Here is a 12,941-nt window from a genome sequence, read left to right as displayed (position 1 = left end):
TTTGAAGGAAGCTTTTGGCTTCCTTTTTTAATTTAGATATGAAACTAATTATAATAAACGGACCTAATTTAAATTTATTAGGAAAAAGAGAACCAGAAATATATGGTTCAGCTACTTTTGAAGATTACTTTGCTGAATTACAACTACAATATTCTGAAATTCAATTATATTATTACCAATCAAACATTGAAGGAGAAATAATTAACAAACTTCATGAAGTTGGTTTTGATTTTGATGGAATTATTTTAAACGCAGCCGCTTATACACATACATCTGTGGGGATTGGAGATGCTGTTAAAGCTATTACAACTTCTGTAATTGAAGTTCATATATCTAATGTACATGCGCGTGAAGATTTTAGACATACAAGTTTTATTGCACCTAATGCTAAAGGAGTAATAGCTGGTTTTGGTTTACAAAGCTATGAGTTAGCTATTCAAAGCTTTTTAATTTAAATAAATACCAATACCTTAATAACAATAAATTCCAAAACGGAATTAATTGCCAAGTAAATAGTTGAATTCCACTTACCCAAACAAAGGGAATTACAGTTAACAGAAGCATTAAAAACAAGACGTATTTAAATACCCATGATTTTAAATTCCTTTTTGTTAAAAAGAAAGAGACAATAAGGTTAGGAGCAAACGCCCATAAAAAGTTGAAGTTATTTGGAGCCGTAGAATGATTGGTGAAAAACCATAAAAATAAAATCAAAGAACCAATTAATCCTGTAATAAAAAATAGGCTCACATCTAACCATCTTGTTCTTTTGTTATTTGTATAATCTTTATAAGTAATAAAGCCTCCAATTATCATTAATATCAAAAAGGTTAAAAATGGACTTAATAAATCGCTCTTAGATTGTTTTTCTTCAAAATCTAGTAATATTTTTGTATTTTTAACTAAATTAACTTCATTTCCTTCTCTTAATATTTTGGCAGAAGCTAATACTTCAAAAACATAATCTGGTAAATACATACGTTCTTCTGGCGAAGTAATTTTATCTAATTTACTTCCTAAAGCTATGTTAATACCAAAGCTTCCCCAGGTACTCATATTAATTTCCTGATTCATTAATTGTCTAAATGATTTTTTTTCTTTGAAAAGGTTATCTTTAATAATTAATTTATCACCTAATATTTTCTGAATAATATCTCTTGGTTTTGTGGCACAATTATTAAAAAATGGATCATAAAAATAACTCGCATTTTCAGGTTGAGCATTGCTTTGTAAAAAATAAAAAATGGCTGTTTTTTCTTCTTGAGTAAGATTTAAAACTTGTTGTTTAACCCAACGTTTATCTTCATTAGCACTTTTTAAAGAATAGTGAAATGGATAACTTGCTAACTTATATTTCATAAACCCTTTTGTAAAATTCAAATAGAAGTTAGGAGCATCAAAATCAAAAATACCGTAATTGTATAAAAGATCTAGGTTTAAAACAGGGTCTTTAACTCTAATAGCAGTATGACCAAACTTTTCATACAAATTATCACCAGGACCAGAAGTTATAATACTTACTTCTGAAAAAACAGATAATTGAACATTTTGTGATTTTACATTGAAAACTAGAAAAAGTAGAGTGAGAGATAGTATTTTTTTTAACATAATTATCTATAAAAACTATAATCAAATTTAATTGAAAAAATATTTGAATATAATGCGTTGCCAACACTACCAATGTTTGTTAAAGCATAATCAATTTGAATTCCTTTGTATTTAAAACCAAGTCCTAAATTTGGTTGAACAGATAGAGTATTACTACCATCAAATTCTGTGTTGTTTTGAAAATTACCAACTCCCAGACGTAAAAAAACAAGATTATCATAATCTAGTTGAAAACCAATAGCAGGATCAACACTTATAAAATTTGTTGAAATAACATCATTTGTTTGAGCAAAACGCATATTTAAATCAATTTCAGAAAGTAAATGGAAATCACGTCCAAAATAAAAAACTCTAGCAATACCTAATTGCACTTTTGGTTTTGTTAATTCGGTAGTTTCAGGTAATTCTTGATTCTCTCCGGGAATAGCATCTCTTATTTTTTCAAATTCAGCTTCATTAATAGCCCAAGTATTGAAAGTAGTAGTAATATCTCTTACCATCAAACCAAATTTCCAATTATTCCTTTCAAATTGAATTCCTGCATCAAAACCAAATCCCCAAGAGGTGGCAAAATCCCCAATAATTCTTCTAATTATTTTAGCATTAACGCCAAATTGAAAGCCATCTAATAACGCTTTACGAGTGTAAGAGACTGTAAATGCATAGTCGGCAGCTGAAAATAAACTAATTCGGTTGTAATCTATATTTCCTTCACTATCAATTAACTCGGTTGTATTTAAAATATCATCAACTCCAAATCGAATCAATGAAAGTCCAACGGCACTTCTATCATCCACAGGCATTGCAAAACCTGCAAAATTGTAGTTAGCTATTCCTGCAAAATATGAAGCATGCATTAAAGAACCTTCATAATCTTTTACATTAATTAAACCGGCAGGATTCCAATAAACCGAGTTAACATTATTTGTTGAGGCAACCACAGCTTTACTCATACCTAGTGCTGCGGCATCTACACCAATATTTAAAAACTCATTTGAGTAGTTTCTAAACTGTGCAACGCTTATGGTACTTATTAGTAAAAGTATATAAGGAATTAGTTTTTTCAAGTTATGAATTTAAAAAGCTACAAATTTTATGATTACTTTTAAAAACACGCAATTTAATGCTTTATTGTTTATTAGAATGAATGTTTAAATATTCTTTAATAAAGTGTACAATTTTATTTTCTAACCATCTGTTTTCTCCAGTAAATGATGAAATAAAGCCCACGTGACCGCCATATTTTGGCATCATCAAGTAGAAATTATCCATATTTTCTGCAAACTTAGTAGGAAAGCATTTTTCCGATAAAAAACTATCATCCAAAGCATTTATCAATAATGCTTTGTGCTGAATTTTAGGAATAAAAGGTTTACAACTAGCTCGTTTCCAGTAATCTTCGGAACTCTTAAATCCAAAAACAGGCACGGTAAATTGTTTCTCTATATGTTTAAATTTTGAAGCTTTAAATAACAATTCTTTATTTAATTCAAAATCGGGAAATTTTTCTGACTTTTCCAATATTTTTAGCTTCATAGTTCTTAAAAACTCTTTCATATAAATTTTGTTTTTAAGTTTTCCCAATTCTGCTTGTGAGCTGGTTAGGTCTATAGGAACAGACACAGCAATTCCGCCTTTTACTTCTGTAGGAATGGAACTATATTCACCTAAATATTTTAATGTAAGGTTTCCACCAAGACTAAAACCACAAATTATAATATTATCATAAGTATAGTTAGAGGTTAAATAGTTTATAACAAAATCTATATCATCTGTTTTCCCACTATGATAAGTGCCTAAAAGCAAGTTGTCTTCACCACTACAACCTCTTAAATTCATGCATACGGCATCATAACAGTGCTTATTTAATTCGTTGGCAGTTGTAATCATGTAATTTGAGTTCGAACTCCCTTCTAAACCATGAATTAGTAATATTAAGGTTTTTGAACCTATACAAGAAAAATCAAGATCGATAAAATCGTTGTCCCATGTAGTAATTCTTTTTCTTGAATAATTACATTCATCTTTCATAAATAAAGGACGGTATAACGTATTAAAATGTGCACTTTTAAAAGGTAAACTAGGGGTGAAGTGAGTAGTTAGTATTGGCATTTTTTTAGAAACTAATTGGTTGAAAATAGTAAAAAAATCAATCAATTTTATATTTTCGTGTAAAATCTATATATAGTATGAAAATTAAAAGCTTAATTCCAAATTTACTTACCTTAGGAAATCTTTTATGTGGTACAATTGCTACTATTTTTGCTGTTAAAGGAGATTATTATGCAACTGCATTATTAGTAGGAGTAGGAATAGGTTTTGATTTTTTTGATGGGTTTGTAGCCCGTTTATTAAAAGTTCAAGGAGAATTAGGTAAACAATTAGATAGTTTGGCAGATATGGTTACCAGTGGTGTAGTACCAGGTATTGTTATGATGCAAATGCTAGTAAATGCTTTGGATGTTGATGCAGTAGGTTATTTTGGTTTTGATAAAGAAGGCGTATCGGGTAGTAATTTTCCGTATTTCGGATTGCTATTAACATTATTCGCTTGTTACAGGTTAGCAAAATTTAATATTGATGAGAGACAATCAGACAGTTTTATAGGATTGCCAACACCTGCAATGAGTTTATTTGTAATTTCATTGCCAATAATTGTTGAATATGCTCCTGAATCGTTTTTTTTAGAGATAGTTCAGAATCAAGTATTTTTGATTATAGTAACCATTTTACTAAGTGTTTTAATGGTTTCTGAATTACCTTTATTTTCGTTAAAGTTCAAAAACTATTCATTTCAAAACAATTGGGTAAAATACATGTTTTTATTGATAGCTGTTGTATTGATTGTATGGTTGAAAGTAGTTGCAATACCACTACTTATTTTAATGTATATTTTATTATCTATTTTAAATAATGTAGCTAAAATATAAGCATAAAAAATCCCACAATTTGCGGGATTTTTATTGTTTAAAATTTCTTCTTTTTTAATTCGAAATCTTTACCTAGATAGACTCTTCTAACCGTTTCATCGGCGGCTAATTCTTCAGGAGTTCCTTCTTTTAAAATACCACCATTATACATTAAATACGTTCTATCGGTAATAGCTAACGTAGCTTGTACATCATGATCGGTAATTAAAATACCAATGTTTTTGTTTTTAAGCTGAGCTACAATCCCTTGAATATCTTCTACAGCAATTGGATCAACACCAGCAAAAGGTTCATCTAATAAAATAAATTTAGGATCAGAAGCTAAACAACGAGCAATTTCTGTACGACGACGCTCACCACCAGAAAGTAAATCACCACGATTTTTACGTACATGACCCAAGCTAAATTCTTCAATTAATTCCTCTAAACGTTGTTTACGTTCCGCTTTGGTTCTATCTGTAAATTCTAAAACCGACATAATATTATCTTCTACCGATAATTTTCTAAAAACAGAAGCTTCTTGAGCTAAATACCCGATACCTTTTTGAGCACGTTTGTACATAGCATCTTCGGTAATTTCTTCATTTTCTAAAAAGATTTTACCATCGTTAGGTTTAATCATCCCCACAATCATGTAAAAAGAAGTGGTTTTTCCAGCTCCATTCGGACCCAATAAACCAATAATTTCTCCTTGCTCTACTTGTAAAGAAATTCCTTTTACAACTTTACGTTTGCCATATATTTTTTGAATATTTTCTGCTCTTAATATCATTTTTGTGGAAATATTGATGCTTTTGCGGTGTAAAGGTATGGATTTGTTGTATTAAAACTTTGTTAATTTGATTGACTTTCTAAGGCTTCCCAAAACTCAACTGCTCTTCGTAAATGTGGAATTACAATAGTACCACCAACTAAAGTTGCAATAGACATAGTTTCCATCATTTCTTCTTTTGTAACACCGTTTTTATAGGCCGTTTCTAAATGATAAGCAATACAATCATCACAGCGTAAAACAGCAGAAGCTACTAAACCTAATAATTCTTTTGTTTTTACGGGTAAATGACCTTCTGCATACGCATTGGTGTCTAAGTTGAAAATTCTTTTAATTACTTTATTATCTGCCGATAAAATTTTCTCATTCATTTTAGAACGATACTCATTAAACTCTTGGACTTTTTTTGACATATTGTTGTTGTTCTTTTTTATTTACATATTTTGAAACATAAATACCTATTTCATATAAAAACATAATAGGTACTGCTACAATTACTTGACTTGCTATATCTGGCGGAGTAATAATTGCTGATAAAATTAAAACCAATACCAATGCATGCTTTCTGTATTTTCTTAAAAATTCTGGAGTTAAAAGACCAATTTTTGATAAAAAATAAATTAAAACAGGTAGTTCAAAAAATATAGCTACACCAATTAGTGTATTTGTAATTAAGCTAATGTAGGCTTCTAATTTAAAGTTATTTTGTACTGCATCTGATATTTGAAAGTTATAAAAGAAATATACCGACATAGGTATAATAACAAAGTAACTAAACAAAATACCTAAAAAGAAAAGGAAAGATGAAATAAATATAAATCCTCTAGATTTTTTTCTTTCAGTTTCGTGTAAACCTGGAGCTACAAATTGCCAAATTTCCCATAAAACATAAGGGAATGCTACAATAAATCCTAAAATTAATGATGACCAAATAGCGGTCATTAATTGCTGTGTAGGATTTAAAGCTTGCAGAGTTTGTTTGAATTGAACTGTACAAAAATCACTATCTATACCAATGCTTCCAAAAATTTTACAAAAAAACTTATAGGTGGCAAAATCGGGCTTTAAATGAGCTAATAAAACATGGTCAAAAATTGTATTTATAAATACAAAAACCACTATAGCTACTAAAAAAATAGCTACAAAACTTCTTACTAAGTGCCATCTTAATTCCTCAAGATGGTCTAAAAAAGACATTTCTTTGGTAGCCATTTTAAAAAATTCCTTCTTTAATTAAATCGTGTAAATGAACTACACCAACGTAATTTTTATTGCTATCAGTTACTAAAATTTGAGTAATACTATTGTTTTCTAAAGTGTCTAACGCATCTACAGCCATGGCGTCTACATCAATAGTTTTAGGATTAGAACTCATAATATCTGCCGCAGTAAGTTCATCAATTTTAGTAGTTTTACTTAACATTCTACGAATATCACCATCTGTAATAATTCCTATAATTTTATTATTATCATCCGTTACAGCAGTTACTCCTAATCGTTTTTCTGAAATTTCAACAATAACTTTTGTCACTTTATCATTAGCAGTAACTTTTGGAAGTTCATTTTTATTAATAAGATCAGATACTCTTAGGTATAAGCGTTTACCTAAAGCACCACCAGGGTGGTATTTAGCAAAATCTTTACTTGTAAAGCCTCTTAATTCTAATAAACAAACAGCTAAAGCATCCCCAATGACTAATTGAGCTGTTGTACTGGTGGTAGGAGCTAAATTATTTGGACACGCTTCTTTTTCAACAAAAGAGTTTAAAACAAAATCAGCATTCGTGCCTAAAAAAGATTCTGGGTTACCAGTAATGGCAATAATTTTATTTTTTGAATTCTTTATTAACGGAACTAAAACCTTAATTTCTGGAGTGTTTCCACTTTTAGAAATACAAATTACCACATCATTTTGTTGTACATTTCCTAAATCGCCATGAATGGCGTCTGCAGCATGCATAAATACAGCTGGAGTACCGGTAGAATTGAACGTAGCTACCATTTTATTGGCAATATTTGCACTTTTACCAATTCCCGTTACAATTACACGTCCATTTGAATTTAATATGAACTTAACAGCTTCTACAAATGAATTATCTAATAAATTTGCTAAATTAGCAATAGAGTTACTCTCTAAAAGTATGGTTTCTTTGGCTGTAGCCAGTATAGAACTCGTATCTTTCAAGTCAATTAATTTTTACGTTTTTTTAGAATTGTAAAAATAGGAATATTTTTGTGTAAGCTAGCTTTATATAAAAAGAAACTTTATTTGAATATGTGTATATATTTTTTTGTAAATTAGTTCGCTTTTTTAAAAACTTTGAGAATAGAAGATGAGTAAAGAAATGGACTTATATAGTGCGTTAAAAAAGTTTTTCGGGTTTGACCAATTTAAAGGTCTTCAAGAAAATGTTGTAAGTAGCATTTTAAACGATGAAAATACTTTTGTAATAATGCCAACAGGAGGAGGAAAGTCGTTATGTTACCAGTTGCCTGCTCTTATGAAAGAAGGAACAGCAATAGTGGTATCCCCATTAATCGCTTTAATGAAAAACCAAGTAGATGCCATAAGAGGAATATCTGAAACCCATGGTATAGCGCATGTTTTGAATTCTTCATTAAACAAATCAGAAGTAAATCAAGTTAAAGAAGATATTACATCTGGTGTTACCAAACTATTATATGTAGCACCTGAATCTTTAATAAAAGAAGAATATGTAGAGTTTTTACGAGAACAAAACATTTCTTTTGTAGCTATTGATGAAGCGCATTGTATTTCTGAATGGGGTCATGATTTTAGGCCAGAATACCGTAACCTTCGTAATATTATCAAGCAAATTGATAATGTTCCTGTAATTGGTTTAACAGCTACGGCAACCGAAAAAGTTCAAGAAGATATTTTGAAAACGTTAGGTATGTCAGATGCAAAAGTATATAAAGCATCATTTAACCGATCAAATTTATTCTATGAAGTAAGGCCTAAAACCAAAGAAGTTGAAAAGGATATCATTCGCTTTATAAAACAACATCAAGGTAAATCAGGTATTGTTTACTGTTTAAGTAGAAAAAAAGTAGAAGAAATAGCTCAAGTGCTTCAAGTTAACGGTATTAATGCAGTACCTTATCATGCAGGGTTAGATGCAAAGACACGTGCAAAACATCAAGATATGTTTTTGATGGAAGATTGTGATGTAGTGGTAGCAACTATAGCTTTTGGTATGGGAATCGATAAACCGGATGTACGTTATGTAATTCATCATGACATACCTAAAAGTTTAGAAAGTTATTATCAAGAAACCGGTAGAGCTGGAAGAGACGGGGGCGAAGGTCATTGTTTGACTTTTTACTCGTATAAAGATATTGAGAAATTAGAGAAGTTTATGGCTAACAAGCCAGTAGCTGAACAAGAAATTGGTCATGCATTATTGCAAGAAGTTGTAGGTTATGCAGAAACTTCAATGAACCGACGTAAATATTTATTACATTACTTTGGAGAAGAGTTTGATGAAGTTAATGGGGATGGAGCGGATATGGATGATAACACTCGAAATCCTAAAAAAAAGCACGAAGCCCAAGAAGATGTAATCACCTTATTAGAAGTAATTGATAAAACCAATGAAATGTACAAGGCAAAAGAAATTGTAAATACCATTACTGGTAAAGAAAACGCCTTGTTAAAATCTCATAAAACCAATGAGCAAAAATATTTTGGCGTAGGTAAAAAGAAAGGAGGTCATTATTGGATGGCTTTAATTCGTCAAACATTAGTAGCCAAATTATTAAAAAAAGAAATTGAACAATACGGTGTTTTAAAGTTAACAAAAGAAGGTAAAGAGTTTATAAAAAAACCAACTTCTTTTATGATGACTGAAGATCATATATATAACACAGATGATGACGGAACCATTATTACTAATGCTAAATCGGCAGGAGGAGATGTTGATAGCAAATTAGTATCAATGTTAAAAGAGTTACGTAAAAAAGTTGGTAAACAACAAAGTGTACCACCTTTTGCTGTTTTCCAGGATCCATCTATTGATGATATGGCATTAAAATACCCAATTACACTTGAAGAATTAGCAAAAGTGCATGGTGTAGGTGAAGGGAAGGCAAAAAAATACGGAAAAGAATTTGTAAAACTCATTACTCAGTATGTAGAAGATAATGATATTATGCGTCCAGATGACTTAATTGTAAAAAGTACAGGAGTTAATTCAGGATTAAAGCTATATATTATTCAAAATACCGATAGAAAACTACCACTAGAAGATATTGCTAGCTCAAAAGGATTAGAAATGGGTGAGTTGATCAAAGAAATGGAAGCAATTGTATATTCAGGTACAAAATTGAATATTGATTATGCTATTGATGATATTCTAGATGAAGATCAGCAAGAAGAAATTCATGATTACTTTATGGATGCAGAAAATGATAGCATACAGGAAGCATTAAACGAATTTGACGGAGATTATGATGATGAGGAATTACGCTTAATGCGGATTAAATTTACTAGTGAAATAGCAAATTAACAAACCAAAAACTTAACATTATGCAAGCTCAAACCTATTTACATTTTAACGGAAATTGCGAAGAAGCTATGACTTTTTATGCCGATGTTTTAGGCGGAGAAATAACACAGCAAATGACTTTTAGTGATGCTCCTGAAAGCTCCTTAACGTTTCCTGAAGAAGTGATGGACTTAATTATGCATTCAACTTTGGTAGCAGGAGATTTGGTTATTATGGCCTCAGATTACTTGAATCAAAAAGAAGAGTTTAATTCTGGAAACAACTTTGCGGTGAGTATCAATTCTTTTGATGAAGATGAAGCAGTTACTGTTTTTAACGGATTGTCTGAAGGAGGAATAATTTTTATGCCTTTTGAAGAAGCCTTTTGGGGCGGTAAATTTGGAATGCTACGTGATAAATACGGAGTTCAATGGATGGTTTCTTTATTAGATGAATCTCATGCCTAATGAATATTAAAGTAACAGAATATATAGATAAACAAGATAAATGGACGCAAGAACTTACACTCTTGCGTTCTGTTTTATTACAACTTTCTTTAGATGAAACTATAAAATGGGGAGCCCCCGTATATGTATACAAAAAGAAAAATGTTTTAGGGTTATCTGCTTTTAAAAATTATTGCGGAATTTGGTTTTTTCAAGGAGGATTGCTTAAAGATAATCAAAAAGTATTAATAAATGCTCAAGAGGGTAAAACACAGGCGATGAGGCAATGGAGATTTTCTTCCATAAAAGAGATTGATATTAATCTAGTCAAAACCTATGTTTTAGAATCGATGGAAAATATTAATCAAGGAAAAGAGATAAAACCTGAAAGAAAAAACAAACCATTGATTATTCCTAAAGAACTACAAGAAGCTTTAACTTCAAATGAAGAACTTCAATTAAAATTCAACGAATTTACTTTAGGTAAAAAACGAGAGTTTACAGATTATATTTCTGAAGCTAAAAGAGATGCAACTAAACTGAGCAGATTAGAAAAAATCATTCCAATGATCTTAAACGGGATAGGTTTGCATGATAAATATAGAAACTGCTAATTCCTTATTTTACAAAGACTTTATCAATGGTTGAAGTACTGTCACATCTAACAACATATAAATCAATATTTTTTCCAGAAATGTAGTATTCTGCACAAGGTTTTTGTCTAGGTTTGCTTTTACCAAAATTTACATCACCATTTTGCAAAATTTTTGAGATTTGAGCAGTATCAATACTATGTAAAGTCATAGTTTCTTTTGCGTTTTCAGAGTAAATGCGTTCACGAATACGAATAGTTTTTAAAGTTCTGGCATCCATTCCGTAGTCAAAAGAAACATCTTTCTTCTTCCAAAAAAATAACACTACAGGAACGCCAATAGCCACACCTAGTAAATAATATCCGAATCGTTTTAATAATTGCATACTTGTAATTTTGGAATGCGAAAATACACAAAAAACAGTTTATAATATTAATAAATTAATATCTCTGTATGGTAAATCAAACCAATCAGCAACCGTTTTATTAGTTAAAATTCCATGGTAAAAATACATTCCGTTTCTTAAACTTCTATCATAGCGTGCAGCATTTTCAAAACCTCCTTCTTCAGCAATATTTAATAAATAAGGAGTAAAAATATTACTGATAGATACGGATGCTGTTCGAGCATATCTTGAAGGAATATTAGGTACGCAATAATGGATTACACCATGCTCTTTAAACGTGGGTTTACTGTGTGTGGTAACTCTTGAAGATTCAAAACACCCACCTCTGTCAATACTTACATCTACAATAACAGCACCATCTTTCATTTGTTCTACCATATTTTCAGTAACTATAATTGGAGTACGATCTTTACCTCTTATAGCACCTATAACCACATCACAACGCATTAATGCTTTTTGAAGTGATTTAGGTTGTACTGTAGAGGTGTAAATTGGGGAGTGCACAAATTGTTGGAGGCGACGTAATTTGGTTATAGAGTTGTCAAAAACTTTAACTCTGGCACCTAAACCAACTGCTGCTTTAGCAGCAAATTCACCAACGGTACCTGCACCTAAAATGACTACACTGCTTGGTGGAACTCCACCTATGTTACCAAGTAACAAACCATTCCCTCCGTTGGCAGTTGTCATTAATTCGGCAGCAATATGCATAGAGGCTATACCTGCAATTTCACTTAGTGATTTTACAATAGGATATACTCCGTGTTCATCTTTAATATAATCAAAAGCAATAGCGGTAATTCTTTTTTTAGCTAAAGCTTCAAAATATTTTTTTTCTTGTGTTTTTAATTGTAAAGCAGAAATTAAAAAAGCCTGAGGATTCATCATTTCTATTTCATCTAAAGAAGGAGGCTCCACTTTTAAAACGATGTTACAACCAAAAACTTCTTCTATATCGTAAGAAATTTTAGCACCAGCTTCAGAATATTCATTGTCTGAATAGTTGGCGCCATCACCGGCTCCGGTTTCTAATACAACTCTGTGTCCGTGAGCCACAAGTGCAGAAACGGCATCGGGTGTTAAACTGATTCTTTTCTCTTCAAAATGAGTTTCTTTGGGTAGTCCTATATATAATTCGCCCTTTTGCTTTTTTATTTCAAGCATTTCAGGTTGTGGTAATAATTGTTCTTTTGTAAAGGGAGAAAGTGAACTCATTAGCTGTTTTTAATTTGAATATTTCTTTGACCGTTGTCTAACATAGTAATATGAACTTCAACAGAATTTAAAGGTAGTAAATTTTTAACATTTTCAGGCCATTCAATCAAGCACCAATTATCACTATAAAAATAGTCTTCTATTCCCATATCATAGGCTTCTTCTTCCTCTTCAATTCTATAAAAATCAAAATGGAAAACTGTTTCTCCTTTGTAAGTTAAATATTCATTTACCAGAGAAAAAGTAGGTGAGTTGGCAACATCTTCAACGCCTAAAACCTTACACAACTCTTTAATAAGCGTTGTTTTACCTACACCCATATCTCCATAAAATAATAAAATTTTATGTTTTGCATTGGCTACTACTTCCTCTGCAATACTAGTGAGTTCGTTTAAAGAATAGTTTTTGTTCATAAATGCAAATATAAAAAAGACCTGATTGATTTTAACAGGTCTTTTTTAGC

General features: G+C 30.8%; 15 protein-coding genes. 5 read left to right on the top strand and 10 right to left on the bottom strand.

Annotated features, from left to right (window positions below; all coding sequences use genetic code 11):
- Positions 1-38 precede the first annotated feature (38 nt).
- A complete protein-coding gene (gene aroQ / locus SLH33_RS02270; protein WP_320417440.1) occupies positions 39-455 on the top strand; it encodes a type II 3-dehydroquinate dehydratase in 417 nt (138 codons plus the stop codon).
- Here the strand turns inward: aroQ and SLH33_RS02265 are convergent.
- From SLH33_RS02265 to SLH33_RS02255, 3 genes are all read right to left on the bottom strand, one after another.
- Positions 433-1,608, bottom strand: coding sequence for a DUF4105 domain-containing protein (locus SLH33_RS02265; RefSeq protein WP_320417439.1), 1,176 nt, complete (start codon positions 1,606-1,608; stop codon positions 433-435). The genes aroQ and SLH33_RS02265 overlap by 23 nt on opposite strands.
- Positions 1,609-1,610: 2 nt before the next feature.
- Positions 1,611-2,675: a PorV/PorQ family protein gene (locus SLH33_RS02260; RefSeq protein WP_320417438.1), complete on the bottom strand. Its 1,065-nt coding sequence runs from the start codon at positions 2,673-2,675 to the stop codon at positions 1,611-1,613.
- Positions 2,676-2,736: 61 nt separating this feature from the next.
- A complete protein-coding gene (locus SLH33_RS02255) occupies positions 2,737-3,720 on the bottom strand; it encodes a YheT family hydrolase (protein ID WP_320417437.1) in 984 nt (327 codons plus the stop codon).
- Positions 3,721-3,803: 83 nt separating this feature from the next.
- Here SLH33_RS02255 and SLH33_RS02250 point away from each other — a divergent pair, with 83 nt between their 5' ends.
- Positions 3,804-4,538 carry a CDP-alcohol phosphatidyltransferase family protein gene (locus SLH33_RS02250; RefSeq protein WP_413818255.1) on the top strand — a complete coding sequence of 245 codons (735 nt, stop codon included), beginning with the start codon at positions 3,804-3,806 and terminating at the stop codon, positions 4,536-4,538.
- 37 nt (positions 4,539-4,575) lie between these two features.
- Here the strand turns inward: SLH33_RS02250 and lptB are convergent, their stop codons facing one another.
- The 4 genes from lptB to SLH33_RS02230 all read right to left on the bottom strand — a co-directional run bounded on the left by lptB (position 4,576) and on the right by SLH33_RS02230 (position 7,495).
- Positions 4,576-5,310 carry an LPS export ABC transporter ATP-binding protein gene (gene lptB, locus SLH33_RS02245; RefSeq protein ID WP_320417434.1) on the bottom strand — a complete coding sequence of 245 codons (735 nt, stop codon included), beginning with the start codon at positions 5,308-5,310 and terminating at the stop codon, positions 4,576-4,578.
- A 62-nt stretch (positions 5,311-5,372) separates the two neighbouring features.
- Positions 5,373-5,723, bottom strand: coding sequence for a carboxymuconolactone decarboxylase family protein (locus SLH33_RS02240; RefSeq protein WP_320417433.1), 351 nt, complete (start codon positions 5,721-5,723; stop codon positions 5,373-5,375).
- Positions 5,698-6,522: a twin-arginine translocase subunit TatC gene (gene tatC / locus SLH33_RS02235; RefSeq protein ID WP_320417432.1), complete on the bottom strand. Its 825-nt coding sequence runs from the start codon at positions 6,520-6,522 to the stop codon at positions 5,698-5,700. Before tatC ends, SLH33_RS02240 begins: the two co-directional genes overlap by 26 nt.
- 1 nt (position 6,523) lies before the next feature.
- Complete coding sequence (locus SLH33_RS02230; protein WP_320417431.1) at positions 6,524-7,495, bottom strand: KpsF/GutQ family sugar-phosphate isomerase; 972 nt, start codon at positions 7,493-7,495, stop codon at positions 6,524-6,526.
- 160 nt (positions 7,496-7,655) lie between these two features.
- Here SLH33_RS02230 and recQ point away from each other — a divergent pair, with 160 nt between their 5' ends.
- The 3 genes from recQ to SLH33_RS02215 are packed head-to-tail and all read left to right on the top strand — an operon-like array spanning position 7,656 to position 10,878.
- The gene (gene recQ, locus SLH33_RS02225; RefSeq protein WP_320417560.1) at positions 7,656-9,839 is read left to right on the top strand and encodes a DNA helicase RecQ; all 2,184 of its coding nucleotides are present in this window, start codon (positions 7,656-7,658) and stop codon (positions 9,837-9,839) included.
- A gap of 20 nt (positions 9,840-9,859) precedes the next feature.
- Complete coding sequence (locus SLH33_RS02220) at positions 9,860-10,285, top strand: VOC family protein (protein WP_320417430.1); 426 nt, start codon at positions 9,860-9,862, stop codon at positions 10,283-10,285.
- Positions 10,285-10,878, top strand: a complete 594-nt coding sequence (locus SLH33_RS02215; RefSeq protein WP_320417429.1) for a YdeI/OmpD-associated family protein — start codon at positions 10,285-10,287, stop codon at positions 10,876-10,878. Before SLH33_RS02220 ends, SLH33_RS02215 begins: the two co-directional genes overlap by 1 nt.
- Before the next feature lie 4 nt (positions 10,879-10,882).
- On the opposite strand, the gene SLH33_RS02210 is transcribed toward SLH33_RS02215, so the two are convergent.
- The 3 genes from SLH33_RS02210 to tsaE are packed head-to-tail and all read right to left on the bottom strand — an operon-like array spanning position 10,883 to position 12,891.
- A complete protein-coding gene (locus SLH33_RS02210; RefSeq protein WP_320417428.1) occupies positions 10,883-11,242 on the bottom strand; it encodes a DUF4258 domain-containing protein in 360 nt (119 codons plus the stop codon).
- Between the two features lie 39 nt (positions 11,243-11,281).
- Entirely contained in the window at positions 11,282-12,478 is a 1,197-nt protein-coding gene (locus SLH33_RS02205; protein WP_320417427.1) for an alanine dehydrogenase, read from the bottom strand.
- Positions 12,478-12,891, bottom strand: coding sequence for a tRNA (adenosine(37)-N6)-threonylcarbamoyltransferase complex ATPase subunit type 1 TsaE (gene tsaE, locus SLH33_RS02200; RefSeq protein ID WP_320417426.1), 414 nt, complete (start codon positions 12,889-12,891; stop codon positions 12,478-12,480). The genes SLH33_RS02205 and tsaE overlap by 1 nt, the downstream gene beginning before the upstream one ends.
- Positions 12,892-12,941 lie beyond the last annotated feature (50 nt).

This window comes from Tenacibaculum sp. IB213877 (assembly GCF_034043975.1).
GTDB lineage: Bacteria > Bacteroidota > Bacteroidia > Flavobacteriales > Flavobacteriaceae > Polaribacter.
This window is presented reverse-complemented; position numbering and strand designations above follow the sequence as displayed.

Coding starts and splice junctions, on each gene's coding strand:
- lptB (WP_320417434.1), bottom strand. CDS start 5,310: ATGATATTAAGAGCAGAAAATATTCAAAAAATATATGGCAAACGTAAA.
- SLH33_RS02205 (WP_320417427.1), bottom strand. CDS start 12,478: ATGAGTTCACTTTCTCCCTTTACAAAAGAACAATTATTACCACAACCT.
- SLH33_RS02265 (WP_320417439.1), bottom strand. CDS start 1,608: ATGTTAAAAAAAATACTATCTCTCACTCTACTTTTTCTAGTTTTCAAT.
- tsaE (WP_320417426.1), bottom strand. CDS start 12,891: ATGAACAAAAACTATTCTTTAAACGAACTCACTAGTATTGCAGAGGAA.
- SLH33_RS02210 (WP_320417428.1), bottom strand. CDS start 11,242: ATGCAATTATTAAAACGATTCGGATATTATTTACTAGGTGTGGCTATT.
- SLH33_RS02255 (WP_320417437.1), bottom strand. CDS start 3,720: ATGCCAATACTAACTACTCACTTCACCCCTAGTTTACCTTTTAAAAGT.
- SLH33_RS02240 (WP_320417433.1), bottom strand. CDS start 5,723: ATGTCAAAAAAAGTCCAAGAGTTTAATGAGTATCGTTCTAAAATGAAT.
- recQ (WP_320417560.1), top strand. CDS start 7,656: ATGGACTTATATAGTGCGTTAAAAAAGTTTTTCGGGTTTGACCAATTT.
- aroQ (WP_320417440.1), top strand. CDS start 39: ATGAAACTAATTATAATAAACGGACCTAATTTAAATTTATTAGGAAAA.
- SLH33_RS02215 (WP_320417429.1), top strand. CDS start 10,285: ATGAATATTAAAGTAACAGAATATATAGATAAACAAGATAAATGGACG.
- tatC (WP_320417432.1), bottom strand. CDS start 6,522: ATGGCTACCAAAGAAATGTCTTTTTTAGACCATCTTGAGGAATTAAGA.
- SLH33_RS02220 (WP_320417430.1), top strand. CDS start 9,860: ATGCAAGCTCAAACCTATTTACATTTTAACGGAAATTGCGAAGAAGCT.